The sequence below is a fragment of the Flavobacterium agricola genome, from assembly GCF_025919725.1.
GTDB lineage: Bacteria > Bacteroidota > Bacteroidia > Flavobacteriales > Flavobacteriaceae > Flavobacterium > Flavobacterium agricola.
In genome coordinates this window covers 2,255,563-2,279,741 of record NZ_CP081495.1, presented here as the reverse complement: position 1 = coordinate 2,279,741, position 24,179 = coordinate 2,255,563, and the positions used below count along the sequence as shown (strand labels likewise).

The following is a 24,179-nucleotide window of genomic DNA, read 5'->3' as shown; positions in this document are numbered from 1 at the left end:
AACCTACAAACAATATAACTTTATGATATGCAGTTTATTATAGTAATAAAAACTAAAATTAAGCGCATTATGAGAAAAATATTGTTAAGTTTTTTTTTATTCGCCAATGTGTTTTTTATTTGGGCACAACAACCGCCCGCTATAAAAGGAAAGGTAATTGATGCCTTAACACAAAAGCCCTTAGTTCATGCTACGGCTACAATTTTAGCAACCAACACCAAAGCAACCACAAACGATCAGGGTGAATTTGAAGTCGGATCGGTTTCTGCCGGAGATTATGCCGTTCAAATTCAGCTTAATGGATTTGTAACTCAAGTTTTACGCGTTGCAGTAGTTGCCAACCAAACTACCGATTTGGGCGTAATTGCTTTAGATGTTGATATTACAGCCGAAATTCAGCTTAGCTTGGTTACCATAACCGAAACCGATTTGGGTGATGACAATTCGGGCTCCGAAAGCACCTCGGCCCTGCTTCAAGCTTCGCGAGATACGTATTTGCAAATTGCAGCTTTTAATTGGGGGCAAGCTCGTTATCGCATTCGCGGTTTAGATAACGAATATGGAAGTACGTTAATAAACGGTATTTCGATGAACAAAATTTATGACGGACGCCCTCAATGGGGTAATTGGGGCGGATTAAATGATGCTACGCGTAATCAGGAATATATTAACGGATCGCGCGCTAATGATTATACATTTGGTAGTTTATTAGGTACGCAAGAAATTAATACTCGAGCTTCTATTTACAGACCTGGTGCTCGTGTTTCATTTTCCGGAACCAATACCAATTACAACTTTCGCACCATGGCCACATATGCTTCGGGCTTAAGTAAAAAAGGTTGGGCTTATGTTATTTCGGCTTCTGGGCGCTGGGCTAAAGAAGGTTTTTTTGACGGAACCGATTACAATGCAATTAGCGTTTTTGCATCCGTAGAAAAAAATTTAACGACAAACACAGCTTAAACTTTACTTCTATCGCAGCCAACAACATTCGTGGTAAAAACAGCCCTTTAACGCAAGAGCAAATTGAAATTATGGGTTACAAATACAACAGCTATTGGGGCTGGCAAAGCGGTAAAAAAAGAAATGCGCGCGAAAAAAACATGTTAGAACCTATTAATATGCTAAGTCATTATTGGACAATTTCTGACAAAACAACCTTAAATACCAACGTTGCCTATCAAACGGGGCACATTGCCAATTCGCGTTTAGATTATCAAAATGCACCAAACCCTGACCCAACTTATTATAGAAATTTACCGTCTTATTATTTAAATGCATTTGATGCACAAGGTAATTGGACTCCAAATTATACCAAAGCAGAAGATGCGTTAGTTTATTTTAAGAATCATGCCCAAATTAATTGGGATAACTTATATCGCGCCAATTTAAACACCGTAGATCAGCAAAGCGTTTATGCATTGTATGAAGATAGAACGCAAGATAAATTATTTTCGGCAAACACCATTTTTGTTACCGAATTAGCCGATAATGTTACGTTTAATGCAGCAGTGAACTATAAAAAATTGGCTTCGCATAATTTTCAAAAACTTACCGATTTGCTTGGCGGACAATATTTTTTAGATATTGATCCGTATTATTCTGGCAACAGTGCACAAGCCAATTTAAACGATCCGAACCGACAAGTTTACGAAGGCGATACATACGGCTATAATTATAAATTATATGCAGATGTGGTAGATGCTTTTACACAGTTTAGAATGAAATTTAAAAAAGTTGATGTGTACTTGGCACAACAATTTTCAAGATCGGAATACCAACGCGAAGGATTATACAGAAATGGTTTGTACCCAACAAATTCTTACGGGAAATCGAAAGCTGTAGTTTTTGAAAATTACGGATTTAAAGGTGGAGCAACTTACCGTATTAGTGGCAATCATATTCTTGATTTTAATGCTTTGTACCAAACCAAAGCGCCAACTTTGCGTAGTACTTTTGCAAATACCCGATTAAACAACAACATAACTCCCGATTTAACTAGCGAAAAAGTTTTTGGCGGAGATGCCGCTTATATTATTAGAACCCCACGTTTAAAAGGAAGAATTTCTGGGTTTTACAACAAAGTTTCTGATGCAACCAAACTCACATTTTATTATGCAGAAAGCATTGGATCTGAAGAAACGGGAGGAGATGGAAACTCATTTATATCTGAAATTTTAACCGGTATTCAAAAACAAAATATGGGAGGCGAATTGGGGCTAGAATATCAAATAACCTCAACCCTAAAAGTTATTGCAGGAGCTGCTTATGGGCAATATACCTATTCTAAAAATGCAAACGTAAAATACAACGACGATGCCTTAGCTGCGGCAGAAAAACCATCTATCGTAAATTTAGGCACGGCGTATTTAAAAAATTACCGACAAGGTGGTATTCCGCAACAAGCATATAGCTTAGGATTAGAATATCGTGATCCAAAATATTGGTGGATTGGAGCCAATGTAAATTATTTAGATGATTTGTATTTAGATCCGTCTGCAATTTTACGCACTAAAAACTTTGTTACCAACAATGCAACCGGAGATCCGTATGTTGGAATGACCGAGAATGAAGTTCGAGATTTATTAAAGCAAGAAAAGCTAAACAGCTTTACGTTAGTTAACGTACAAGGAGGTAAATCATGGCGCGTTTCTAGAAAAAACAGAAATACGCTTGGCTTTTTTGCCTCAGTAAACAACGTGTTTAATGTTACGTATAAAACCGGTGGTTTTGAACAATCTAGAAAAGCAAGTTATGTAGATTTAAAACAAGATTTGGCTTCTGGCACACGCTCGTTTGGGCCTAAGTATTTTCACGGGTACGGACGTACATTTTTTGCCAATGTTTACTTTAACTTTTAATCCGATTGCATCATGAAAAAATATATTCAATACTTATTTTTACTTTTTAGCGTGAGCGTTATTACGTTAAGCAGTTGTACTAATGCAGATGATTTTGAGATTCCACCGTTCACACATCCCTTTTTTAATGAAGATTTTACCAATCAAACGGCAGGAAGTGGCTCAGAAGATGTTCCGGTGGCAATTTCTGGGGTTATAAATACCAATACAACTAACTTACCTGTTTGGGGTGTGCGATCTTTTAGCAACAACAAATACATGCAATTCTCATCTTTTTATAGCGAAGCAAATACCAGTGATAACGTTTGGTTTATTTTACCAGGAGCACCAGTAGAAGCCAATCAAAACATAACATTAAACTTTGATTTAGCTCAAGCCTTTCCGGTTGGTACATTTCCTTTAAACGTATATTATTCGACAGATTTCGATGGTGATGCAGCAAACATAAATCAAGCTGTTTGGTCATCAATTTCGCTTAATTTTCCTTCAGCAACACCAAATTACGAGTTTGTTCGTATTAAAAACATGAACTATTTAAACGAATCAACAAATAAACAAACTGTGTATATCGCGTTAGTATATAAAGGCGCTAAAACCGGAGGTGCATCAACAACCGTACAGGTAGATAATATTAAACTTATAATCAATTAGCTATGAAAAACGTATCAAAATATATAGCAGCATTTGCTGTAGCATTTGGAGCTAGCTGTTCGGATAATGCAAATTATGGCATTCCAGATTTAAATGGCGATTGCACAACCACAAACGCAACATTAACCTTTGCCGATTTAAGTAGTAAAGCAAGTAGTGTAAACACCATTTACGACGGCACAGCCGATGAAGTTATTGAAGGCTATGTAGTTTCTAGCGACGAAGGCGGAAATTTTTATAAAACGCTTTCTGTTGTTTCAATTGATAATTCTGCAGGAATAAGTTTGTCTTTAGATGCCGGTGGTTTATTTGCTAATTACGAGCCCGGGCGAAAAATTTACGTAAAACTAAACGGATTAAATTATGAAAGAGCAACAAGTTTTACAAACGGACTAAATATTGGTTTGGTTTATCAGCCGGCTACGGGTGCACCAAGAATTGGCAGAATTGACCCCATGTACATAAACCAATATGTAGTACGCGGATGCGATAAAATAGATGAAAATTTATTGGTCAAAAAATTAAACATAAACCAAGCTAAAAACGATCAATATTTAAATCAGCTTATTGAAATAGATCAAGTACAATTTACACAAGCATCTTTAGGACATACCTATTTTGACGAAGCTTTAAAAACTTACGCCGGAGCAACTGCAATAGATCATCCAATAATTGACAGCCAAGGTAATACCTTAATTGTTCGTGTTAGCGAATTTGCTAATTTTGCATCGGCACCGGTTGCAACTGGCAACGGAAAAATTCGTGGGGTTTTAACCAAATACAACAACGGTTATCAATTCATGATCAGAACCCTGCACGATGTTGCATTTACAAACCCAAGAGAAGAATTAGAAATAGAAAACTTTGAGAATTTTGATGCCAGCAAATATCAAATTTTAAAAGTTGAAGGCACCAACGATTGGTATCCTGGAACGTTTAATGGCAATCGTTTTTTACAAGCACGTAAAGCAGCAAACACAGGTAACACAGTAACTTATTTTGTAATGCCGTACGATTTTAATCAGTTCAACAAACTTTCGTTTCAATCCTTATTTGGTTATATGTCGCGTTACACAAATCCAACTTATAATCCGGATAATTACAACAAACCTATATTAAAAGTTTATTATTCGTTAAACTTTGATGCGCAAAACCCAACAACCAATTTGGTTGATATTACGGATGCATTTACCTATTCAGCACATAGCGGAACCGGATGGGCATCAAGCTTTACAGATTCTGGGGTTTATACGTTTAACGGAGTTAGCGGACAAGGACATATAATTTTTGCTTATGAAGCCGATTTTCAATCTAACGCATCGGTTGCCGAAACCAGACCCGGGGTTCAGTTGGATAATATTTTATTTGAAAAATAAAAAATGAAGTAAAAAAGAAGGTTTTATAACTTTCTTTTTTACTTTGCTAAATACTTAGCAGTAAATGCTGTAAATCAAATAAAAAATATTAGTATTTTTGCACTTTATAACATTCTATGATAGAAAAAGAAGAAATTAATTTTGAAAGCACAGTGCTTGTTGGTATTGTAACTCAAAATCAACCTGAAGATAAATTAAATGAATATTTGGATGAGTTAGAATTTTTAACCATTACCGCTGGTGGTGAAGTTAAAAAACGATTCATGCAAAAAATGGACAAGCCCAATCCAAAAACCTTTATTGGTACTGGTAAGCTAGAACAAATTATGGAGTTTGTTAAAGAAAATCAGATTACAACTGTAATTTTTGATGACGAATTAACACCTGCTCAGCAAAAAAACTTATCTAAGTTAATTGATGTAAAAGTTTTAGACCGTACCAACTTAATTTTAGACATTTTTGCCCAACGCGCACAAACATCGTACGCACGTACGCAAGTAGAATTGGCTCAAAACCAATATTTACTTCCGCGTTTATCGGGCATGTGGACGCACTTAGAACGCCAACGTGGTGGAATTGGAATGCGCGGTCCGGGTGAAACCGAAATTGAAACCGACCGTCGTATTGTTCGTGATCGTATTTCACTTTTAAAAGACAAATTAGCAACCATTGACCGCCAAATGGCCGTACAACGCGGTAACCGTGGCGCTATGGTTCGTGTTGCATTAGTAGGATATACCAACGTGGGTAAATCAACTTTAATGAATGCTATTGGTAAAAGTGATGTTTTTGTAGAAAACAAATTGTTTGCAACGCTTGATACCACAGTTAGAAAAGTTGTAATTAAAAACCTACCTTTTTTACTTACCGATACCGTAGGTTTTATTAGAAAATTGCCAACGCAATTGGTAGAATCTTTTAAAAGTACGTTAGACGAAGTTCGCGAAGCTGATATTTTATTGCATGTGGTAGATATTTCGCATCCTGAATTTGAAGATCATATTGCATCGGTTAATCAAATTTTAAAAGAAATTGAAGCAGACGATAAGCCAACCATAATGGTTTTTAATAAAATTGATAACTACACGCACGAAGTTATTGCTGAAGATGATTTAATGACTGAGCGTACCACCAAACATTACAGCTTGGAAGAATGGAAAGAAACGTGGATGGCAAAAGTTGGATCGAATAACGCTTTATTTATATCAGCAACCAACAAAGAAAACTTTGATGAATTTAGACATAAAGTTTACGATTTGGTGCGTGAAATTCACATTTCTAGATTTCCTTACAACAACTTTTTATACCCAGAATGGGAAGATGTTATTGAGATGGAAGAAGAAGATGACGAAAATGAAGATTAACTTTTTTGATATTTTTTGTCAAACGTATTCAAAAATTACATAAATTTACAAGTATTAAAAATAAAACCAGAACATGATTTTTAACAAATCAAATAACTTCAATACTAATAATAATTCGAATAATCCTATTCGAACGGGAAGTTATTACTTGTAAGAAAATCATTTTTCTATATAATATTAAGTAAAGGCTTCTCGATTGAGAAGCCTTTTTTCATTTTAAACCCAAATAACATTATGTGTAGAATTCAGTTAGAAAACGAACAAAAAATTGCATTTATTAAAACCGTTTTTTCAGGTCAATTATGTAATAATTTAAATTTAATTCCGGTTTCATCGCCATTAATGGTTTTAGATGGAACAGGAATTAATGACGATTTGAACGGAACGGAACGTGCAGTGCGTTTTCCGATAAAATCTATGCAAGACAAGCAAGCAGTTGTGGTACATTCGTTAGCAAAATGGAAACGCATTCGCTTAAAAGAATACGATATTCAGCCTCATGAAGGCATTTTAACCAACATGAGCGCTTTGCGTCCGGATGAAGATTATTCTCCCATTCATTCCATTTTCGTGGACCAATGGGATTGGGAAATTCGAATTACAGAAGCAGACAGAAACTTGGCGTATTTAAAAAACACAGTACAAAAAATTTACGAAGCTATTTTACAAACCGAACAACAAGTTTTTGAAAAAAACGCGAGCTTACCTCCTGTTTTACCCAAACAAATTACTTTTATTCATGCTGAAGAATTGTACCAATTATACCCAAACGAAACGCCTAAAAACCGTGAACATTTAATTACCGAAAAATATGGTGCGGTTTTTATTATCGGAATCGGATGCAAACTTTCTACCGGAGAACAACATGACGGCCGTGCCGCTGATTATGACGATTGGAGCACCAAAACTGAATTAGGACAAGGCTTAAACGGTGATTTATTGGTTTGGAATGCCGTTTTAAAACAAAGCTTTGAATTGTCGTCAATGGGCATTCGAGTAGATAAACTGGCTTTACAAAAACAATTAGCCGAACGCGGCAAGAAAACAAATTACAGCTAACCTACCACCAAATGATTGTAAACGATGCCATTCCGTTAAGCATTGGCGGCGGTATTGGCCAATCGCGCTTAATTATGTTTTTACTAAAAAAACAACATATTGGTGAAGTACAAGTAAGCTTATGGGACGATGCAATTAGATCCGATTTAGCAACAAACAACATTCATTTACTATAAATAAAAAAAGCAGGTTATTAACCTGCTTTTTTTATTTATAGTTTTTGTTGCTTATCAATTTCAGCTTGAATGATATTCCAATCGTACAACTGAAAAACATTGCCGTTGCTCATGGCAACAAACAAGCCGTTTTCAAAAGGTGCTCCGAAATTAAAATTTACGGCATCTGCTCCATCACATTCAATGGTTGAAACAGGTATTTTTGCTATCATTTGATGCTGATGTTCTCCGCCTAAACCTTCGCGCGGTAAACCACAAAATTATTAGCTTGTTGGTCAGAAACTAAAATATAACCCGTTGTTGGTGAGGTTTTGTACAACGCAATTCCTTCGTGATCGCGCTTAAAATCGTTTTGACCAAAAAAAGCCAGTTCTTGATTTCCTTTTTCAGGATCTGCATAATATTTACGTAAACCAACAGTTTCATCGGCGTAATACACAAAACCCAGTTCGTTATCTACCATAATAGCTTCAATTTCTTTTTCGCCAGAATAAGCACCAAATTTACGAACCAAATTAGCCATAACAGTTCCGTTAGCAGCTACCAATTCATATTGATATAAGTATTCGCCATTAACACCATCTTTACGCCCAACAATAGTGTAAATTTTATTATTGTTTGGATTGGTATATAACGCGATGCCCATTGGATCTTTAAAATCAGAATCTTCAAATACAGCAATTCCGCCATTATCAATTGCAGTTAAGTCAGGCAAACTAAAAACGCGAATGGTGTTTTGTTTACGCTCGGTAACCACAGCAATATCGGTAGGTTGGTTGTTAACGAATAAGCCATACGCTACGTCAACATTATTTGGACGATCTAACGGATAAACTTTGTTTACAATTTCTCCTTGTAAATTGTACGCATACAATCCGCCCGTTGCTTCTTCTTTATCAGTACCAATAATTAAAGATTGGTTGGGATTTTGGTAATTAATCCAAATTGCCGGATCATCTGTATCATGCGGTGTTGGTTGTGTTACAACCGTTGGTTTTAATGCATTTTTTGATACTGGAGCCAATTTAGATCCGCAAGCGGTTAAACAAGCTGCAGTTAAAGTAATATAAATTAGTTTTTTCATTTGGTTAATGTTTGTGAGTAAATTACTTGGTAGGTATTTGTTTTGGCTTCTATTACATAAACATCTAATTGCTTGTCGTTTAAAGAAAAAGCCATAAAGCCAGGAACAGAATCAGCAAACAAGGTTCCTTCTGTTGTACCAGCTTCGCGCAGTTCGCTGCCAGCACCAGATAAAAACTGAATTAATTTTTTGTTTGGTTTTTGAATTACTTGCAAATCATGTTCATGACCAGTTATGTATGCATCAACTTGGTGTTTTTCTAAAATAGGTTCAAAAACAGCTTCAATATCTAACGTTTCTTTACTTGTTTTGCGCTTTCCGCCCGAATATAACGGATGATGCCCTACAACAATTTTCCAAACAATTTCAGGGTTTTTGTTTGCTAGTTTTTGTTCTAACCAACGCAATTGTTTTTTGGTGTTTTGTTTTTCTATACCGGTATATTTTTCTTTATTCTGCTGGTATTTATCTATAAACGGATTGGTGTCTAAAACTAAAAGTTGCAAAAACTTACCGTTATCAATTTCAATTAATTTTTCGAAATAACGTGCGGGCATTTCCCAACGGCGAGAAATTTGAGAATAATCTAATTGCGCTTGTGCGTTACCCGCATAATCGTGATTACCTAAAGCAACGTACCACGGCTCATGCAGAGCGTGATGCGTGTAAATGCTTTCGAAAGACGAGATCCATTGGTAATCTTGCGTGCTTTGTACTCCGTTTGGGTAAAAGTTATCGCCTACAGAAACCACAAAATCAATACCTAAAATTTCGGCTACGACTCCCATTTCGCGAGCAACTTCTTTTTGTGTATAAGCGCCATGGCGTCCAAAATCGCCAATGGCTAAAAATGAAATACCGTTTTTTAATGGTTTAATTGTTTGATTGCTTGTTGCTGCTGTTGTATGAAACAATGCATCTGGACGTTTTTGTCCAGATGCATTATAAAATTGGCATACAACAACACATAATGAAATTATGAATTTGTTCATGTTTTAAAAATCGTATTTAATACCTAAGTTAAAGCGAGATTGATAATATTCTAATTGTTTTAAACGGTTAGAATCACCTTGGTAATAACGTAAAGGTTGGTTTGTTAAATTAGTTGCTTCAAAAAACACACGCCATTTTGGTAAAACCTTGTACGACATGTTAAAATCTAAAAAGAATTGTTTGTCGTAATAGCTGTCTTCAAACTCATTTCCTCCTATTTCATCTAAATATTTAGAAGTAAAGTTTGCCGAAATACGTGCTGAGAATTTATTGTTTTCCCAAGCTAATGATCCGTTAACCATATGCGGTGCAGTGCGTGGTAAACCCAAACCATGACGTACATCACCATCTTCATTCGTAATTCCTTTAGCTTTCGATTTTGTGTACGTGTAATTGGCATACAAACCAAAATGTTTAAAGAATTTTACTGGAATGAAATCTAGCTGACGCTGAAAAGCAACTTCAAATCCGTAAACGCTAACTTTATCTCCGTTTCTTGACTGTCTAAATTGCCAGTTTTCATCTGCAGGAATTGGGTTTTGTACATTCGGAAACTGCGCATCAAAATCAGCAGCAGTAAAGAAATTGTTATTGTAAGTGTAAATAAAGTTATCTAAGTTTTTGTAAAAAACACCTCCAGATAAAATACCAATATTATCAAAATAGTTTTCTACCATTAAATCGTAATTGGTTGCATAAGTTGCTTTTAAATTCGGATTTCCGGCAGCAATTTCAGAATCTTCTTGAATTACGTTTACATACGGAGCCAAGCTGTAGTAATTTGGTCTTGCCAAGCTTGTTGTAACTGCAGCACGTAAAAGTAAATTATCAGTAAAATTATGTTTTAAAGTTATGCTTGGTAATACGTTGGTATAATTATTTTTGTTGTTGATTGATCCTATCAAATCTTCTTCATCCATAATATAATTACCGGTGTAATTAATAGAAGTATGTTCTACACGAACCCCAGCAATAATGGTTGTATTTTCGCTTAAATCCTGATCCCAACGTACGTAAGCTGCCTTAATTTGTTCTTTTGCTTTGTAGTTAGCAGATAAAAATTCTGATGGTTCTAAAGTTGCTTCAAACAAGTTTGCATCACCCAATTGTAAACCTCCTAAATATTTATTGTTTACAAAATAACCTGGTACATATTTAGATCCTGGATTAAACTTTTCTCCGCCGTAAAATACGTTTGGCGTTTCTGCTAAGTTTCCAAAAGGAGAATATGGTGAATAATCGTAAAATATATTATCACGTTTTTTGTCTTTTAAACGTAAACGTAATCCAAAACGTAAACGCCCTTTTTGATCTTCAATAACCGTTAAAGGTACACGGAAGTTTAATTTAGCACCAAATTCTTCTTCTTGCGTATAATCGTGATTTTCTGTTAACGAGCGGAAAGAAAAATCTTCAGGTTGCTCGCCCATTTGTGCGTTAACTAACGGATAATTTGAGTTTGCAATATCTTGTGCTAAGGTTACATTTTTTTCTCTAAAATCCATATAACGTTCGTTTGGACGGTCTTCACTTGCTTTAGAATAAGATGCTGACCAATCCATATCTAATTTAGATGTTAACAAATGCTCACCACGTAAAGAAAAGTTCATCACGCGTTGATCTTCTAAACGTCTGTTTTTGTTGCGTTTGTTATCTAACCCACCTTTTGTTTCACGACGAATTTCGCCTGTGTACGTTCCGTCATCTTGCATTTCAATATCACGGTAACGCACGCGGTAACGATTTTCGCGGTCATCACGCCAATTGTACATGGCAGTAAAATCAATTCTATTTTTATCGTTAAATACATAATCCGAACTTAAAGAAAAGCTGCGGCGTACGCGTTGCACATCGTATTTACGAATATCCATTTCAGAAACAAACGGATTGTTTGCATCATCTTTATCCCAAACTGCTTCAACATTATCTGATCCGAAGTTTTGTGATTGCCAAGTTCCCGAAGCAATAATTCCTAATTTGTTGTCAGCAAAACGGTTACCATAAACAAAAGCACCGTTGTACAATCCTTTTTCGCGAATTGGTGCATAACCACCAGAAAGCGTTAACGAAATACGTTCTTTATTAGGTACCGCGCGGTAATTAAGTTTACCGATCCGCCAATGGCATCAGCATCCATATCTGGTGTTAAAGTTTTGTTCACTTCGATAGAAGAAATCATATCGGCAGGAATTAAATCCATCTGAATATTTCTGTTGTCGCCTTCGGCAGAAGGAATACGGTCGCCGTTTAAGGTAACTGAATTTAATTCTGAAGATAAACCACGAATAATAATATTACGTGCTTCACCTTGATCGTTTTGCATCGTAATTCCAGGAACGCGTTTTAATGCATCACCAATATTAGCATCTGGAAAACGTCCTACCTGATCTGATGAAATAATGTTAGAAATGTTTGATCTGTTTTTTTGCTGATTTAAAGCTTTTGCTTGTCCGCGAAGATAATCACCAATAATAACAATTTCGTTTAGTTCTTCAAATCCAGGAATTAATTCAAAATTAACAACTGCTGTTTTATTATCTGTTAATTGTATTTCTTTTACAACAGGTAAATAACCTATATATTCTATTTTTACAGCATATGTACCTTGAGGTAAATCTAAAAACTCATAATTTCCGTTCTGATCAGAAATGGTATAACGATTTGAATTTTCAATTTTTAAGGTAGCACCCGGTAACGAAAACTGGCTATCTTGATCAGTAATTTTACCCGATATTACGCCATTTTGAGCATAAGTTAAACTGCTTACCAAAAAAAGCAGTACATAAGATAAATGTTTCATGAATTGGTTTGTTGGTTATTTAAAAACAAACCTAACGGTAATTTTTTACTAAAGCATTACTGAAATATTAAGTTCATATTAACAAGATATTAACTTTTGTAAGTTTTGTCTGAAACAAAAAAAATCGGCTTATTTAGTAAATAAACCGATTGCAATTAAATAAAAAAGATTATGTATTAAAAACTATAATTAAAACCTAAACCAAACAATTGACGAATTTGGAATGCCTTAATCGCATCATCATCGTAAATAGCCTGAAAGGCAATGTTGGTTGAAATGTATTTGTTAACCTTAAGCGTAACATTTAATTGGTAATTTAAATCTACGTTTTTAGGTTTGTCTAAATAGTTAGAATATAAACTTAAAATGTTCTCGAACGTTACGTTTTCTAAAACCAAAAATTTATAATAGGCATTTACAGCAGCTCCGAGCTCGTAGCGAAAGGTTTTACCTTGTTCTACCCCGTAAGATGATCCTAATTCAGTAAATTCTTTATGAACAATAATTCCGCGCGAATTTACTGGTGAAATATTTACTGATAAGTTATCTGACTTTTTCCATAACATACCCGGACCTAATTGCAAATAAGCAGGAGAAAAGAAATGCGAAATTTTACGTTGCTCTTTATCAAAACCAGAATCAAATTGCGTACGTAAATTAAACATCATAGAATAATACCAATTACCAACAGATTTTTTACCTAAAACCGAATTTAATTCTAATCTGTCGTCAGTTTTTTTAGCATCAACTTCGCCTTTTATTTTGGTTTGCCCGTAAGCAGCCAATAATTTGGTATCCCACGTCCAATCGTTTTTAGCATAATTAATATCATAATTTAAATTGATATTTCCTGCTAATGAAGACGAACCACCGCCCAACCAATCGTTATTAAACGCAGATTGATTAAAAATAAAAGTAAATGTTCCTCCTTTTTTCCAAGGCGAAATCGTGTCGGTAGCTACTACCTGCGCATCTTGAGCACTTAAAGTACTTGCACCGAAACAAAACGAAATAATTAATAATATTTTTCTCATAAAATCAAAGAAAGGTTTTAGTTAACTAAAACTAAAACCTTTTGATAATATTGTGTTTTTTTTAACATTATTTTCGTTTGTACATCGGTACCGCCGAGCAAGCTTCGCCAAACATAATAGAGCGAGCAACTTGCATCATGGGCTGAATGGCCATAACATAAGCTTCTTCCGGAATGGGTTTTTTAGAACAACCTTTAATAATTACGGGTTTATCTTGATAAAACGAAAAATCAATTTGATCTATAATATCTTGATAAATCGCAATTTTTAATTGGTTTAACGTGCCTTGTACCGCTTTTTTTGCGTGGTTTTGCAAATAGGTGCTAACTAGCATAAATGCCCAAGCAGGCAAAATAGCATCGGTAGAGCAGAAAATGGCTACGTATTTATTATTAAATTGTTCCCAATTGTAAGCCTTTAAATCGGCTCTAAATTCTTTTTCTTTTAATAAAAAACCTTCGAATAGAAATTGAGAAATATCAAACACAACCAATTCTTCGGTTGGATAAAAATCTTCTAAATCAAAAACCTCAAGTGAGCTGTTGGCTACTTTATTTACTATTTCGTTTTCCATAGGTACATATTGGGGTTAAAAAAATTAGGAATTATAACATTCCTAATTCTAATTTTGCTTCTTCGCTCATTAATTCTTTATCCCAAGGCGGATCAAAAGTAATTTCAACTTCGCATGAATTAACTACTTCAATGCCAGCAACTTTTTCTTCAACCTCAGCAGGTAAAGTTTCGGCAACTGGGCAGTTTGGTGAAGTTAACGTCATAACAATTTTTACATCGTTATCTTCGTTAATCAACACATCGTAAATTAACCCTAATTCGTAAATATCAACCGGAATTTCGGGGTCATAAATGGTTTTTAAAACCTGAACAACCGCTTCTCCTAAGTTTACTGTATCGTTAAATTGTTCCATATTTTATTGTTTTGATTCGAATGCTAAAGCATACAATTTTATTTGTTTTATCATAGAAACCAATCCGTTTGCACGTGTTGGCGACAAATGTTCTTTTAAACCAATTTCGTCAATAAAATCGGTATTTGCTTGCAAAATAGCTTGCGGTACTTGATTAGAAAATACACGAATTAAAATGGCAATAATACCTTTGGTAATAATAGCATCGCTATCTGCAGTAAAAACAACATTGCCATTTTGCATTTCGGCATGCAACCAAACTTTAGATTGGCAACCTTTAATGGTATTACTGTCGGTTTTGTATTCTTCGTTAATTAAAGGTAACGTTTTTCCTAAATCAATAACGTATTGAAAACGATCGTCCCAATCATCAAACATAGAAAATTCGTCAATTACTTCTTCTTGTATTTCTTGTATTGTCATTGTATTATTCATTAAATAGTTGTTGTACGCGGTTTACCAAAGGTTTAAGTTCGGCTGGCGGATTAACCGTGTCAAAATCGTTTGAAATAAACATATCGCCATTGTTTGTTATTTTTATAACGGTTAAAGTTGATGCATCAACAGCGCGTAAGTTAGAATCTGAAACGTAATCGTTTAATTTTTCTAACTCAAAAGCGTTGTACGCCTGCGTTAAATCAATTAATTCCTGCTCGGTTAAAGTTCTAGAAACGCCTGCATCTTCTTTATTCTTTTTTAATAAAACAGATCCGTTTGCTATTACTGCTTGGTTGTAAAAACCACGCGTTACCGTTTGTACTTCTAAAACAGTTGGTAAAGCTTGCACATTTTTAGCTATTTGTTCGTGCTGACTTGTTGGCTTATTAGAAGCACAACCAACAGCAAGTAAAGTACAAATTGCAATTGTAAAAATATGTTTCATGGTTTTATATATTAAGTTGCTTATAGCAACATGGTTTGTGCTTTTTTAACGGCTTGTACCAAAACGTCAATTTCTTCTTTGGTGTTGTAGAACATAAATGATGCACGAACGGTACCAGGAATATTAAAATAACGCATGATTGGTTGCGCACAATGGTGCCCTGTACGAACAGCTACGCCCATTTTATCTACAATTGCACCAATATCGTACGGATGAATGCCATCAATATTAAATGAAACAACTGATGCTTTATGTTCAGTATTGCCATAAATACGTAAACCCGGAATTTGTAATAATTGCTCGGTTGCGTAATCTAATAATTCTTTTTCGTACGCAGCAATAGCATCAAAACCAACTTGATTTAAATAATCTATAGCAACGCCTAAAACAATTCCGCCAGCAATATTTGGCGTACCTGCCTCAAATTTATGTGGTAATTCGGCAAATGTTGTTTCTTCAAACGTAACTTCTTTAATCATTTCACCACCGCCTTGATACGGAGGTAAAGCGTTTAACCAAGCTTCTTTACCATATAAAATTCCGGTTCCGGTTGGCCCACAAATTTTATGACCCGAAAAAGCATAAAAATCACAATCTAATGCCTGAACGTCTGGTTTTAAATGTGGAGTTGCTTGTGCGCCATCTATAAAAACAGCTGCACCTATTTGATGTGCTTTTTCGATAATAAATTCAATAGGATTAATAACCCCCAAAGCATTAGAAATATGGTTTACTGCAACCAATTTGGTTTTATTGGTTAACAATTGTTGGTAAACCTCCATATTTAATTCGCCGTTTTCTTTCAGCGGAATTACTTTTAAAACCGCTCCAGAACGTTGACAAGCAAATTGCCATGGTACAATATTAGAATGATGTTCCAGCTCAGAAACAATAATTTCATCACCCGGTTGTAAAAGCTGAGCAAATCCGTTAGCAACTAAATTAATACCAAAAGTTGTACCGCTGGTAAACAAAACTTCGTGCGCGTGCTTGGCATTGATGTGCTTTTGAATTTTGAAACGTGATTCTTCGTACGCATCGGTTGCCAATTGGCTTAAGGTATGAACCCCACGATGAATGTTCGCATTTATTTCAGTATAATATTGCTGAATGGCATCTAAAACAACTTTCGGTTTTTGCGAGGTTGCTCCATTATCAAAATAAACCAAAGGTTTAGCGTTTACTTTTTCTTTTAATATAGGGAAATCGGCTCTTATAGCTTGAATATCAAACATCTTAATTCTATTTCATGCAAATTTAAAACATGTTGTTTAAAATTTACTATTAATAATACAAAGATACTTATTTATAGTGGAAATTTTACCCCCAACCAACTCTATTTTTATTTATTCTAAATAAATGTTGTGTAAGCAAATTTAGATTTATACATTTGAATTAATTTAGACTCAATAAAAACTATATAAAAAAAATAATATTAACCTTAGCCGTTACGATGCTTTTAATGGGTTGCAAGCAGAAAAATCTAGCAGAAACTGCATCAGAATTACAAACAGAACAACAAAAAGCGGTAGAACGAATTGTTTCATTAAACGGAACTTTAACCGAAATTATAGCTGCTTTAGGGTATCAAAAACAACTTGTTGGTGTTGATGTAACCAGTACCTACCCCACTAATATTGGTGAAACCACCGAAAACTTAGATCATGTATTTAAACTTTCTGTTGAAAAATTAATCAATTTAAAACCAACTAAAGTTTTTGCTTTAGAAAAAGAGGTAAGGCCAGAACTTTTACAACAACTTAACCAAGCCGGTATTCAGGTACTTACGTTTAACCAAACATATTCGCAAAACGGCACCAAACAATTAATAGATGCCGTTGCAAATGCTTTACAAGCAGAACAAGCATCAGCTATTAAAAAAACTTTAGATGTCGAATTAGCACAAATAGAACCAATTACAAATGCGCCTAAAGTTTTATTTATATATGCCCGAACAAACCAAATGATGGTTGGCGGAACCGGAACACCTATTGAAGCTGTTGTAGAATTGGCTGGGGGTAAAAATGCTATTACAGAATTTGTCGATTACAAACCGTTAACGCCAGAAGCTTTAGCACAAGCTAATCCTGATTTTATAGTAATGTTTGACAAAGGTTTAGAAGCTGTTGGCGGAATTGACGGATTGTTAAAGGTTGATGGCATTGCACAAACCAATGCAGGCAAGAATAAAAATATTATAGCATTAGACGGCTTGTTACTTTCAGGTTTTGGCCCAAGGCTGGGACAAGCAGTTCAAGAATTAAATCATGCATTTAAAAAATAAAATTGGCTTTTTAATGATGTCAAAAAACGTAAACCTAACTGTTTTTTTGTTGTTTGTTGTGCTTGTTATAGTTAGCCTAGTTTCTTTATATGTAGGTGTTTATCAGTTTGAATTTGGCATCATTAAAACCATTAAAATAATACTATTTAACCCAGAAATCCTTAACTCAACCGATTTTTTTGTGCTGATGCAATTGCGCTTGCCTCGCATTTTTTTAGCTGTAATTATTGGAGCAGGTTTAGCTTTGTCTGGAACTGCTATTCAAGGGGTTTTTAAAAACCCTTTAGCTACGCCAGATTTAATAGGCATTACATCGGGAGCGGTTTTTTTTGCAGCAATTACCATTGTATTTAATTCGTTGTTCGCAAAAATGCTTAGCGCAAGTTTACAATATTCTATATTAAGCATTATGGCTTTTATAGGTGCTTTATTAGCCACATTATTGGTGTACAAAATAGCAACCTACAACGGAAAAACACAAATAACCATATTGTTATTATCGGGGGTTGCTATCTCGGCATTGGTAGGTGCAGGAACAGGATTATTAACTTTTTTATCTACTGAAGAACAATTGCAGAACTTAACCTTTTGGACCTTAGGCAGCTTAGCTGGAACAAATTGGCATAAAGTAGTAATTACTGCAGTAGTAACCTTACTGTGTTCGTCTGTTTTAGTTAAAAAAGGAAAAATATTAAACGCTTTACAATTGGGCGAAACCGAAGCCCAACATATTGGTTTTCAGGTTCAAAAAACTAAAAAGCAAATCATTTTAGCAACATCGTTAATTGTTGGTACTTGCGTAGCATTTACCGGAACCATTGGGTTTATAGGATTAATTGTGCCGTACATTTTACGTTTAATTTATCAAGCCAATTATATTGTTTTATTACCATTATCCTTGTTGCTAGGCAGCATAATCTTAGTAATTGCAGATACCGTAGCGCGTATCTTGGTTGCTCCGTCAGAATTACCTATTGGTATTATTACCGCGTTTATGGGAGCTCCAGTTTTTATAACCTTATTAGTAAAAAATAAAAAACAGCTATCATGATTCGAACCAACCAACTTAGCTATTGCTTAAAACAAGCGCATTTATTAAAAAATATTAATATAGAATTGATGCCGAATGAATTTGTTGCCATAATCGGCCCAAATGGCGCAGGTAAATCAACCTTACTAAATGCTTTGGCGAATGAAATTAAAACCATTCAAACGCAAGTTGTAATTAAAGACCAGCCCTTACATGCTTGGGATTTAAAAACTTTAAGCAATCATAAAGCTAAATTTACTCAGCATCAAACGCATAATATAAATCTAACCGTTAAGCAAGTCATTCTAATTGGGCGCTATGCCTATTTTGAAGCAAATCCGCAAAAAAATGATTTAGAAGTAATTGATAAATGGATGCAAAAATTTCAGATTAAGCATTTACAAAATCGATTGTACAATCAACTTTCTGGTGGTGAAAAACAACGGGTGCATTTAGCCCGTGTTATGGTTCAGCTAGAAAACAGCATCGAAAATAAAATTGTTTTTTTAGACGAACCTTTAAACAATTTAGATGTTTTGCATCAATTTACCTTATTACAAATTTTAAAAGAATATAAAAAGCAAGGCCATTTGGTAGTAGCTGTTTTGTACGATATTAATTTGGCAGGCCAATTTGCCGACAAAATTATACTCATGAAAAACGGCGAAGTAAAAGGTTTTGACACGCCTACAAAGGTGCTTACAGAAAAAATAATTTCAGAAACCTTTAATTTTCCATGTCGGGTGCATAAAAACCCTCACCCAACAACCTTTAATTTTATTCGGAAACTAAAAATTACAACTTATGAATACAACTGCTGTTTCATTAAAACAAAAATGGGAAGAACTTAAGCAACAACAACCTCATTTACGCATTCGCAACGCAGCACAAACCTTAAATGTAAGCGAAGCAGAACTTTTAATCCTAAATCTAAACCAAGGCGTAACGCAATTAATCACTGATTTTAAAGCCATTTTATTAGATGTAGAAAAATTAGGAAAAGTTATGGCTTTAACCCGCAATAACGAATGCGTGCACGAACGTAAGGGCGTTTATTTAAACCCCGATTTTTCATCTCCGCATGCACAATTATTTGTTGGCGAAGCTATTGATTTACGCATTTTTTTAAACCACTGGAAGTTTGCCTTTGCAGTTGCAGAACCAATGGGCGAAACCTTGCGAAAAAGCCTTCAGTTTTTTGGAAAAGATGGCGAAGCCGTTCATAAAATATATTTAACCTCGCAAAGTAATGAAGTTGCTTTTGCAGAATTGGTAGAAAAATACAAGCAACAAAAACCGGTTACTGAATTAGATTTAGATAAATCAATTACCAAAATAACAGAAAAACCAGATACTGAAATTGATATTGAAGGATTTAAAACCGAATGGAAAAACCTAACCGATACACACAACTTTTTTGGTTTATTACGCAAATATGGCGTTAGCCGAACGCAAGCTTTACGTTTAGCTCCGGATGCGTGTTATGCAAAAAAAATAAAAAAAGAAAATATTGTGTACCTATTAGGTAAAGCGCAAAGCCAACAAATACCAATTATGGTTTTTACCGGAAATAAAGGCATCATACAAATTCATACCGGCGAAATTCACAAAACAATGTGGCATAATAATTGGTATAATATTCTTGATCCCGATTTTAATCTGCATTTAGATATGGATCGCGTAGCAGAAACTTGGGTGGTAAGAAAACCAACGGAAGATGGTATTGTAACCTCTGTTGAAGTTTTTAATACCGAAGGAGAAATTATTGTTCAATTTTTTGGCAAACGTAAACCCGGTATTCCTGAGTTAAAATCATGGAGAAATTTAATGACCGAAATTTAAAAAAATAAACCATTCATAATATTAGTTAAGTTAGTTCAGAAAAAGCACTTGTCACCCAACAAGTGCTTTTTTATTTATATTGTAAACATTGTTCTGTAAAAGGAAATAGTTGCGGGGTTTGCAAATAAAAAACGACGGTATTACTACCGCCGTTTTAAAAAATAGAACTGAATATAATTATGGAAGAATTTCGTATTCAAACGTTGCATTTCCTCGAACGCCTTCTGGGCTAACTACCGAAAGCATTTTCACTTTATAATAGTTTCCTTCAGGATCTTTTACCACATAAAATACGGTTTGATTCATTGCAACTGGAGTTACCGAACGCCAAGAATCACCAATGCTACGTTGATCGGCTGTAAACAAACTTTCATCTACATTTGCTTTGGTAAATGCTGCATAGCTAAAGTTATCTGTAGAAACTTTATATGCTTTAGCACCGCCAACAACATTATTTATTACATAATTTGAATATACGTATGATCCGGCCGACGGAATAATATTGGTAAACACCGTAAAAGCAATATCCCAGTTTTTGGATTCTGGTTGTACTTGTTTTACCTGATTGGTTACTAAGCTATAAAAGGTAAAATTAAAGGCCGAAACTTTGGTAATTACTTGTTCTTTAAAGTTAGATCCGTCAATATCTGCGTATTGAATTTTATAATTAGATCCGTCACGGTTAATTTTTATTTTTTTCCAACCACGATGTTCTCCGTTTATAGCAACCGATCCAACATTTGGAGCTGCAGTACCAACCGAAAATCCTAAATTAATAAGATAAACCGGATTATTTGCTGGATTATCAGAAACGTTATTAATTACCAACCCGTTTAAATCACCCGACGGATTATCAATATAAATGGTATTAGTAGGATTAAAAGTTCCTGTTGCAACTTGTGTTTTTAAGGCAGCAACAGATTCTTCAGTCACATCAGCTAAATTCGTTTGTGGTAAAGCAGTTGCAGCCATTGCTACAGATCCGTTAAGCATAACTTTAAATTCGTTACCAGCATAAAAGCCTAAATCCCAGCTATCGCGTTGCACATCGGTTAGTTTTCCTTTACTTAAATCAATATAAACCTGATTAGGTTCGTTCGGACCACCAATATTGGGTGCAAAAAATCCGCGAGAAAACGTTTCGAAAGAAACGTTTAACTTGGTATAACCCTGAATGGCTGTTTCTCCAGGATATTCAATTTTAGTAATAGTAAAATTTACTTTTTTATCGCCACGATCAAACGGAAAAATTAAATTTTTAAAAGTAAAAGACAACGTTTCTTGTCCTGCTGTAAATGGCAAAACAATCTCGTTTAAAGCAGCCGTAGGCAAGGTATTAAAATCGGTATCGTAAGTTGCATTGGTTGCTTCTACCTGAATATAAAGTACGCCATTTGCTGTTGGGCGTTGCGAGAAAACCAAACCAATTGGCGCTTCGTTTTCAATAGTCGAATAATCTATTGCAGTTTTCTCGAAAGAAATAACCAAAGGTTCGGTTTGTGAGGGTGAATCATCTTTAGAGCAGGCTACCAAAACAAATAGCGCTGTAATAAAACTAAGGAATCCCAGTTTTTTCATAAGTATTTAGATATTTAGGTTATATAATAATTTTAAAAAGTACGATCGGCCGTAACCTAAAGTTAGGTTTGATGCTGGCCCGTTATGTGTTCCGCCTTCAATAGCCGACGTTCTTACGCTGGTAACATCAAACAAGTTTCGGGCACCTAAGGTTACGTGTAAGTTTTTGTTTAAAAACGGTTGATGAATGGATGCATCAAACCACGCATAACCATTTTGTTTGCCTTTTTCGTAAACCACATCACCAAAGTTTTCTTGTTTGGCAACGTATTGGTACGTTTGTCCGTTGTATTTTAAAAACAGCGATAAAGTTGTTTGCGTTTTATGCAGCGTATAAGCCGCGTTTAGGTTGGCTTGAATGGCATATAAAAAATGATGTGTATCAGATGGGCGATCGTCAATTTGCTGGGCAACGCCAGAAAAAGTTACGCCTGCCCCACCGCTTAAGTTTTTATATTTTATTTTAGATTGTAAGGTTGAACCGAAAGATTGGTAACTGCTTACGTTTACATACGAATAGCGCAAAGGTGATTGATTCACCACGGCCAAATCGATACGATCAGAAACATCCATGTACCAAAGCGTTAACTTAGGCAACAAGGTTAATTTTTGATGTTCGAATTGGCGTTTTACACTCAAGAAAACAGATTGTCCTTTTTCGGGACTTAACTTTTCATTTCCTTGAATGTCGTGGTTAGAATCAACAAAATAAGAGTACAACTCATCAAAATTGGGCAAACGTGGTGAATTGCCATAAATAGCGCGCAATTCATAATTTTTAGGTAGGTTGTATTTTGCACTAAAGCTCCAAGCTAATTGGTTGCTGAATAAAGGAGAAATCATGATTCGGGCCCCCGGTCTAACAGAAAGTTTGTCGGATAAGGTTATTTCTGACGAAGCATAAAAATCATAATTATCTAGATTACGAGAAACAGGCGTTTTATAATCTCCTGAATAAGGCGATGCAAAACCTTTTAAAGACGAAAGTTCGTACCCTAACTGGAAATCGAAGCTTTTTTTAACTAGGAAATTAGAAATGCTTCCGCGAGAATAAAATCCTTTACGGCTCTGAAAATCATATTTAGAAACATCTGTTTTTGCATCTTGTTTAATTAAGTAAACATAATCTTCAACGCTTTTTTTCTGATCTTGTAAGGAGAAAGAAACATCGTAATTAAATAAATCATTAAAACGACCAAAAGCATTGATATGATGTACGTAACGTTTAGAATTAAAAACGGCATCTTTTGCTGTTGGATTACTGGTTTGGGTAATTGGATTGTAGTTTTCTAGCACCGTATTGTTGTACCGATCAACCTGTTCAAAAAAACCTTCAAACTTGTAAAATAAATTGTAATTATCGCTTTTGTAGCGAATCATGGCTTTTACGGTATTTTGTTCTTTTGGCAACCATTCGTATCCGCGCAACCCGTCGTTTATTCCGTAATTTTCGCCTTTTTTATCGCTCCACAAACCTTTAAAATTATTACGAGTATAAATAGCGTTTACATAAATGCGATCGGTTAAATTATGCTCTATTTTAAGCGATTTAATATGGCGGCCTTTATCTTTTAAATTATATTCAGAACCAACCGTTTCTTCCTGAATCATTGGGGTAAAGCTCCATTTATAAGTAGATCCTTTTTTTGTAATAATGTTTATAACACCTGCAATGGCATTAGAACCGTATTCTACGCCCATTGATCCTTCAACAATTTCAATGCGTTGAATATCGTCTAAATTAATTTGCGTTAAATCTACATTACTACCTAAACCTTCTTCATTAATTAAAGGAATGTTATCTACCAAAATTTTAAAATACTGCGCATCCAACCCCAACATATTTCCGGTTGATTTACCCGTGCTTGCATTTGGAATAATTACAATATTTAAGTTTTGGTTTAACAAATCGGCTAAATTATTTCCGGCTTGGCGATCAATCATTTCGCGCGTTATAACTTGCACATCGTAAATAGATTTATTTACAGCCTGCGGATTAAATTGACCAGTAATAATTAAATCGTCCATAATAACGGGCGATGTAATAGAATCTGCTTTGGGCGAAGTTTGTGCAAATACAGAAGCACTAAAACAAAAAAATACTGCCGTTTTAAAATATATCGTTTGCTCTATTTCTTTATTTTTATTTAGATTAATTATAGACAACAGCAAATGTAGTTATTAATTTTTATTTATTCCAAATTAAAATAACATAATTTAACATAAAAAAAAGCT

General features: G+C 34.8%; 20 protein-coding genes and 2 pseudogenes. 11 read left to right on the top strand and 11 right to left on the bottom strand.

The window, feature by feature from the left end; genetic code table 11:
• Positions 1-69 precede the first annotated feature (69 nt).
• The 7 genes from K5I29_RS13480 (at position 70) to K5I29_RS11275 (ending at position 7,487) form a co-directional block, all read left to right on the top strand.
• Positions 70-963 (top strand): carboxypeptidase regulatory-like domain-containing protein, encoded by an 894-nt coding sequence (locus K5I29_RS13480; protein WP_317134280.1) that lies wholly within the window; start codon positions 70-72, stop codon positions 961-963.
• Positions 964-1,034: 71 nt separating this feature from the next.
• A complete protein-coding gene (locus tag K5I29_RS11300; RefSeq protein ID WP_317134279.1) occupies positions 1,035-2,861 on the top strand; it encodes a TonB-dependent receptor in 1,827 nt (608 codons plus the stop codon).
• A gap of 12 nt (positions 2,862-2,873) precedes the next feature.
• Positions 2,874-3,512: a DUF5017 domain-containing protein gene (locus tag K5I29_RS11295; protein WP_264433417.1), complete on the top strand. Its 639-nt coding sequence runs from the start codon at positions 2,874-2,876 to the stop codon at positions 3,510-3,512.
• A gap of 2 nt (positions 3,513-3,514) precedes the next feature.
• Complete coding sequence (locus tag K5I29_RS11290; RefSeq protein ID WP_264433414.1) at positions 3,515-4,888, top strand: DUF5689 domain-containing protein; 1,374 nt, start codon at positions 3,515-3,517, stop codon at positions 4,886-4,888.
• Between the two features lie 116 nt (positions 4,889-5,004).
• The gene (gene hflX, locus K5I29_RS11285) at positions 5,005-6,252 is read left to right on the top strand and encodes a GTPase HflX (RefSeq protein WP_264433412.1); all 1,248 of its coding nucleotides are present in this window, start codon (positions 5,005-5,007) and stop codon (positions 6,250-6,252) included.
• A 234-nt stretch (positions 6,253-6,486) separates the two neighbouring features.
• Positions 6,487-7,311: an aspartate--ammonia ligase gene (gene asnA, locus K5I29_RS11280; RefSeq protein ID WP_264433409.1), complete on the top strand. Its 825-nt coding sequence runs from the start codon at positions 6,487-6,489 to the stop codon at positions 7,309-7,311.
• Positions 7,312-7,322: 11 nt separating this feature from the next.
• The gene (locus tag K5I29_RS11275; protein WP_264433407.1) at positions 7,323-7,487 is read left to right on the top strand and encodes a hypothetical protein; all 165 of its coding nucleotides are present in this window, start codon (positions 7,323-7,325) and stop codon (positions 7,485-7,487) included.
• Between the two features lie 35 nt (positions 7,488-7,522).
• Here the strand turns inward: K5I29_RS11275 and K5I29_RS11270 are convergent.
• From K5I29_RS11270 to K5I29_RS11230, 9 genes and pseudogenes are all read right to left on the bottom strand, one after another.
• A pseudogene (locus K5I29_RS11270) lies at positions 7,523-8,571 on the bottom strand (phytase).
• Positions 8,568-9,563 carry a metallophosphoesterase gene (locus tag K5I29_RS11265; protein ID WP_264433406.1) on the bottom strand — a complete coding sequence of 332 codons (996 nt, stop codon included), beginning with the start codon at positions 9,561-9,563 and terminating at the stop codon, positions 8,568-8,570. Before K5I29_RS11265 ends, K5I29_RS11270 begins: the two are co-directional and overlap by 4 nt.
• 3 nt (positions 9,564-9,566) lie before the next feature.
• Positions 9,567-12,364, bottom strand: a pseudogene (locus tag K5I29_RS11260) (TonB-dependent receptor).
• Positions 12,365-12,540: 176 nt separating this feature from the next.
• On the bottom strand, positions 12,541-13,398 hold the full coding sequence (locus K5I29_RS11255; RefSeq protein WP_264433404.1) for a DUF3078 domain-containing protein: 858 nt from the start codon (positions 13,396-13,398) through the stop codon (positions 12,541-12,543).
• A 67-nt stretch (positions 13,399-13,465) separates the two neighbouring features.
• The gene (locus tag K5I29_RS11250; RefSeq protein ID WP_264433402.1) at positions 13,466-13,972 is read right to left on the bottom strand and encodes a DUF2480 family protein; all 507 of its coding nucleotides are present in this window, start codon (positions 13,970-13,972) and stop codon (positions 13,466-13,468) included.
• 31 nt (positions 13,973-14,003) lie between these two features.
• Positions 14,004-14,327 (bottom strand): SUF system Fe-S cluster assembly protein, encoded by a 324-nt coding sequence (locus K5I29_RS11245; RefSeq protein ID WP_264433401.1) that lies wholly within the window; start codon positions 14,325-14,327, stop codon positions 14,004-14,006.
• Between the two features lie 3 nt (positions 14,328-14,330).
• Entirely contained in the window at positions 14,331-14,750 is a 420-nt protein-coding gene (locus K5I29_RS11240) for a SufE family protein (protein ID WP_264435195.1), read from the bottom strand.
• Between the two features lie 4 nt (positions 14,751-14,754).
• Positions 14,755-15,210: a hypothetical protein gene (locus tag K5I29_RS11235; protein ID WP_264433399.1), complete on the bottom strand. Its 456-nt coding sequence runs from the start codon at positions 15,208-15,210 to the stop codon at positions 14,755-14,757.
• 20 nt (positions 15,211-15,230) lie between these two features.
• A complete protein-coding gene (locus K5I29_RS11230) occupies positions 15,231-16,445 on the bottom strand; it encodes an aminotransferase class V-fold PLP-dependent enzyme (protein WP_264433397.1) in 1,215 nt (404 codons plus the stop codon).
• Between the two features lie 218 nt (positions 16,446-16,663).
• Between K5I29_RS11230 and K5I29_RS11225 the strand changes: the two genes are divergently transcribed.
• Genes K5I29_RS11225 through K5I29_RS11210 form a run of 4 tightly spaced genes read left to right on the top strand, consistent with a single transcriptional unit; the run spans position 16,664 to position 20,366 of the window.
• Positions 16,664-17,494, top strand: a complete 831-nt coding sequence (locus tag K5I29_RS11225; protein ID WP_264433395.1) for a heme/hemin ABC transporter substrate-binding protein — start codon at positions 16,664-16,666, stop codon at positions 17,492-17,494.
• Positions 17,495-17,510: 16 nt separating this feature from the next.
• The gene (locus K5I29_RS11220; RefSeq protein ID WP_264435194.1) at positions 17,511-18,545 is read left to right on the top strand and encodes a FecCD family ABC transporter permease; all 1,035 of its coding nucleotides are present in this window, start codon (positions 17,511-17,513) and stop codon (positions 18,543-18,545) included.
• A complete protein-coding gene (locus tag K5I29_RS11215; protein WP_264433393.1) occupies positions 18,542-19,375 on the top strand; it encodes an ATP-binding cassette domain-containing protein in 834 nt (277 codons plus the stop codon). The genes K5I29_RS11220 and K5I29_RS11215 overlap by 4 nt, the downstream gene beginning before the upstream one ends.
• The gene (locus tag K5I29_RS11210) at positions 19,329-20,366 is read left to right on the top strand and encodes a hemin-degrading factor (protein WP_264433391.1); all 1,038 of its coding nucleotides are present in this window, start codon (positions 19,329-19,331) and stop codon (positions 20,364-20,366) included. Before K5I29_RS11215 ends, K5I29_RS11210 begins: the two co-directional genes overlap by 47 nt.
• Positions 20,367-20,543: 177 nt before the next feature.
• On the opposite strand, the gene K5I29_RS11205 is transcribed toward K5I29_RS11210, so the two are convergent.
• Both K5I29_RS11205 and K5I29_RS11200 read right to left on the bottom strand, forming a co-directional pair.
• A complete protein-coding gene (locus K5I29_RS11205; protein ID WP_264433389.1) occupies positions 20,544-21,944 on the bottom strand; it encodes an HmuY family protein in 1,401 nt (466 codons plus the stop codon).
• Between the two features lie 6 nt (positions 21,945-21,950).
• On the bottom strand, positions 21,951-24,110 hold the full coding sequence (locus K5I29_RS11200) for a TonB-dependent receptor plug domain-containing protein (RefSeq protein ID WP_264433387.1): 2,160 nt from the start codon (positions 24,108-24,110) through the stop codon (positions 21,951-21,953).
• Positions 24,111-24,179: the final 69 nt, after the last annotated feature.

Excerpts from the sequence above, each read along its gene's own strand:
- K5I29_RS11290 (WP_264433414.1), top strand. The coding sequence starts at position 3,515 with ATGAAAAACGTATCAAAATATATAGCAGCATTTGCTGTAGCATTTGGA.
- K5I29_RS11220 (WP_264435194.1), top strand. The coding sequence starts at position 17,511 with ATGTCAAAAAACGTAAACCTAACTGTTTTTTTGTTGTTTGTTGTGCTT.
- K5I29_RS13480 (WP_317134280.1), top strand. The coding sequence starts at position 70 with ATGAGAAAAATATTGTTAAGTTTTTTTTTATTCGCCAATGTGTTTTTT.
- K5I29_RS11245 (WP_264433401.1), bottom strand. The coding sequence starts at position 14,327 with ATGGAACAATTTAACGATACAGTAAACTTAGGAGAAGCGGTTGTTCAG.
- K5I29_RS11235 (WP_264433399.1), bottom strand. The coding sequence starts at position 15,210 with ATGAAACATATTTTTACAATTGCAATTTGTACTTTACTTGCTGTTGGT.
- K5I29_RS11250 (WP_264433402.1), bottom strand. The coding sequence starts at position 13,972 with ATGGAAAACGAAATAGTAAATAAAGTAGCCAACAGCTCACTTGAGGTT.
- K5I29_RS11215 (WP_264433393.1), top strand. The coding sequence starts at position 18,542 with ATGATTCGAACCAACCAACTTAGCTATTGCTTAAAACAAGCGCATTTA.
- K5I29_RS11265 (WP_264433406.1), bottom strand. The coding sequence starts at position 9,563 with ATGAACAAATTCATAATTTCATTATGTGTTGTTGTATGCCAATTTTAT.
- K5I29_RS11230 (WP_264433397.1), bottom strand. The coding sequence starts at position 16,445 with ATGTTTGATATTCAAGCTATAAGAGCCGATTTCCCTATATTAAAAGAA.
- K5I29_RS11225 (WP_264433395.1), top strand. The coding sequence starts at position 16,664 with ATGCTTTTAATGGGTTGCAAGCAGAAAAATCTAGCAGAAACTGCATCA.
- K5I29_RS11255 (WP_264433404.1), bottom strand. The coding sequence starts at position 13,398 with ATGAGAAAAATATTATTAATTATTTCGTTTTGTTTCGGTGCAAGTACT.
- K5I29_RS11295 (WP_264433417.1), top strand. The coding sequence starts at position 2,874 with ATGAAAAAATATATTCAATACTTATTTTTACTTTTTAGCGTGAGCGTT.
- K5I29_RS11300 (WP_317134279.1), top strand. The coding sequence starts at position 1,035 with ATGGGTTACAAATACAACAGCTATTGGGGCTGGCAAAGCGGTAAAAAA.
- K5I29_RS11205 (WP_264433389.1), bottom strand. The coding sequence starts at position 21,944 with ATGAAAAAACTGGGATTCCTTAGTTTTATTACAGCGCTATTTGTTTTG.
- K5I29_RS11240 (WP_264435195.1), bottom strand. The coding sequence starts at position 14,750 with ATGACAATACAAGAAATACAAGAAGAAGTAATTGACGAATTTTCTATG.
- hflX (WP_264433412.1), top strand. The coding sequence starts at position 5,005 with ATGATAGAAAAAGAAGAAATTAATTTTGAAAGCACAGTGCTTGTTGGT.
- K5I29_RS11210 (WP_264433391.1), top strand. The coding sequence starts at position 19,329 with ATGAATACAACTGCTGTTTCATTAAAACAAAAATGGGAAGAACTTAAG.
- K5I29_RS11275 (WP_264433407.1), top strand. The coding sequence starts at position 7,323 with ATGATTGTAAACGATGCCATTCCGTTAAGCATTGGCGGCGGTATTGGC.
- asnA (WP_264433409.1), top strand. The coding sequence starts at position 6,487 with ATGTGTAGAATTCAGTTAGAAAACGAACAAAAAATTGCATTTATTAAA.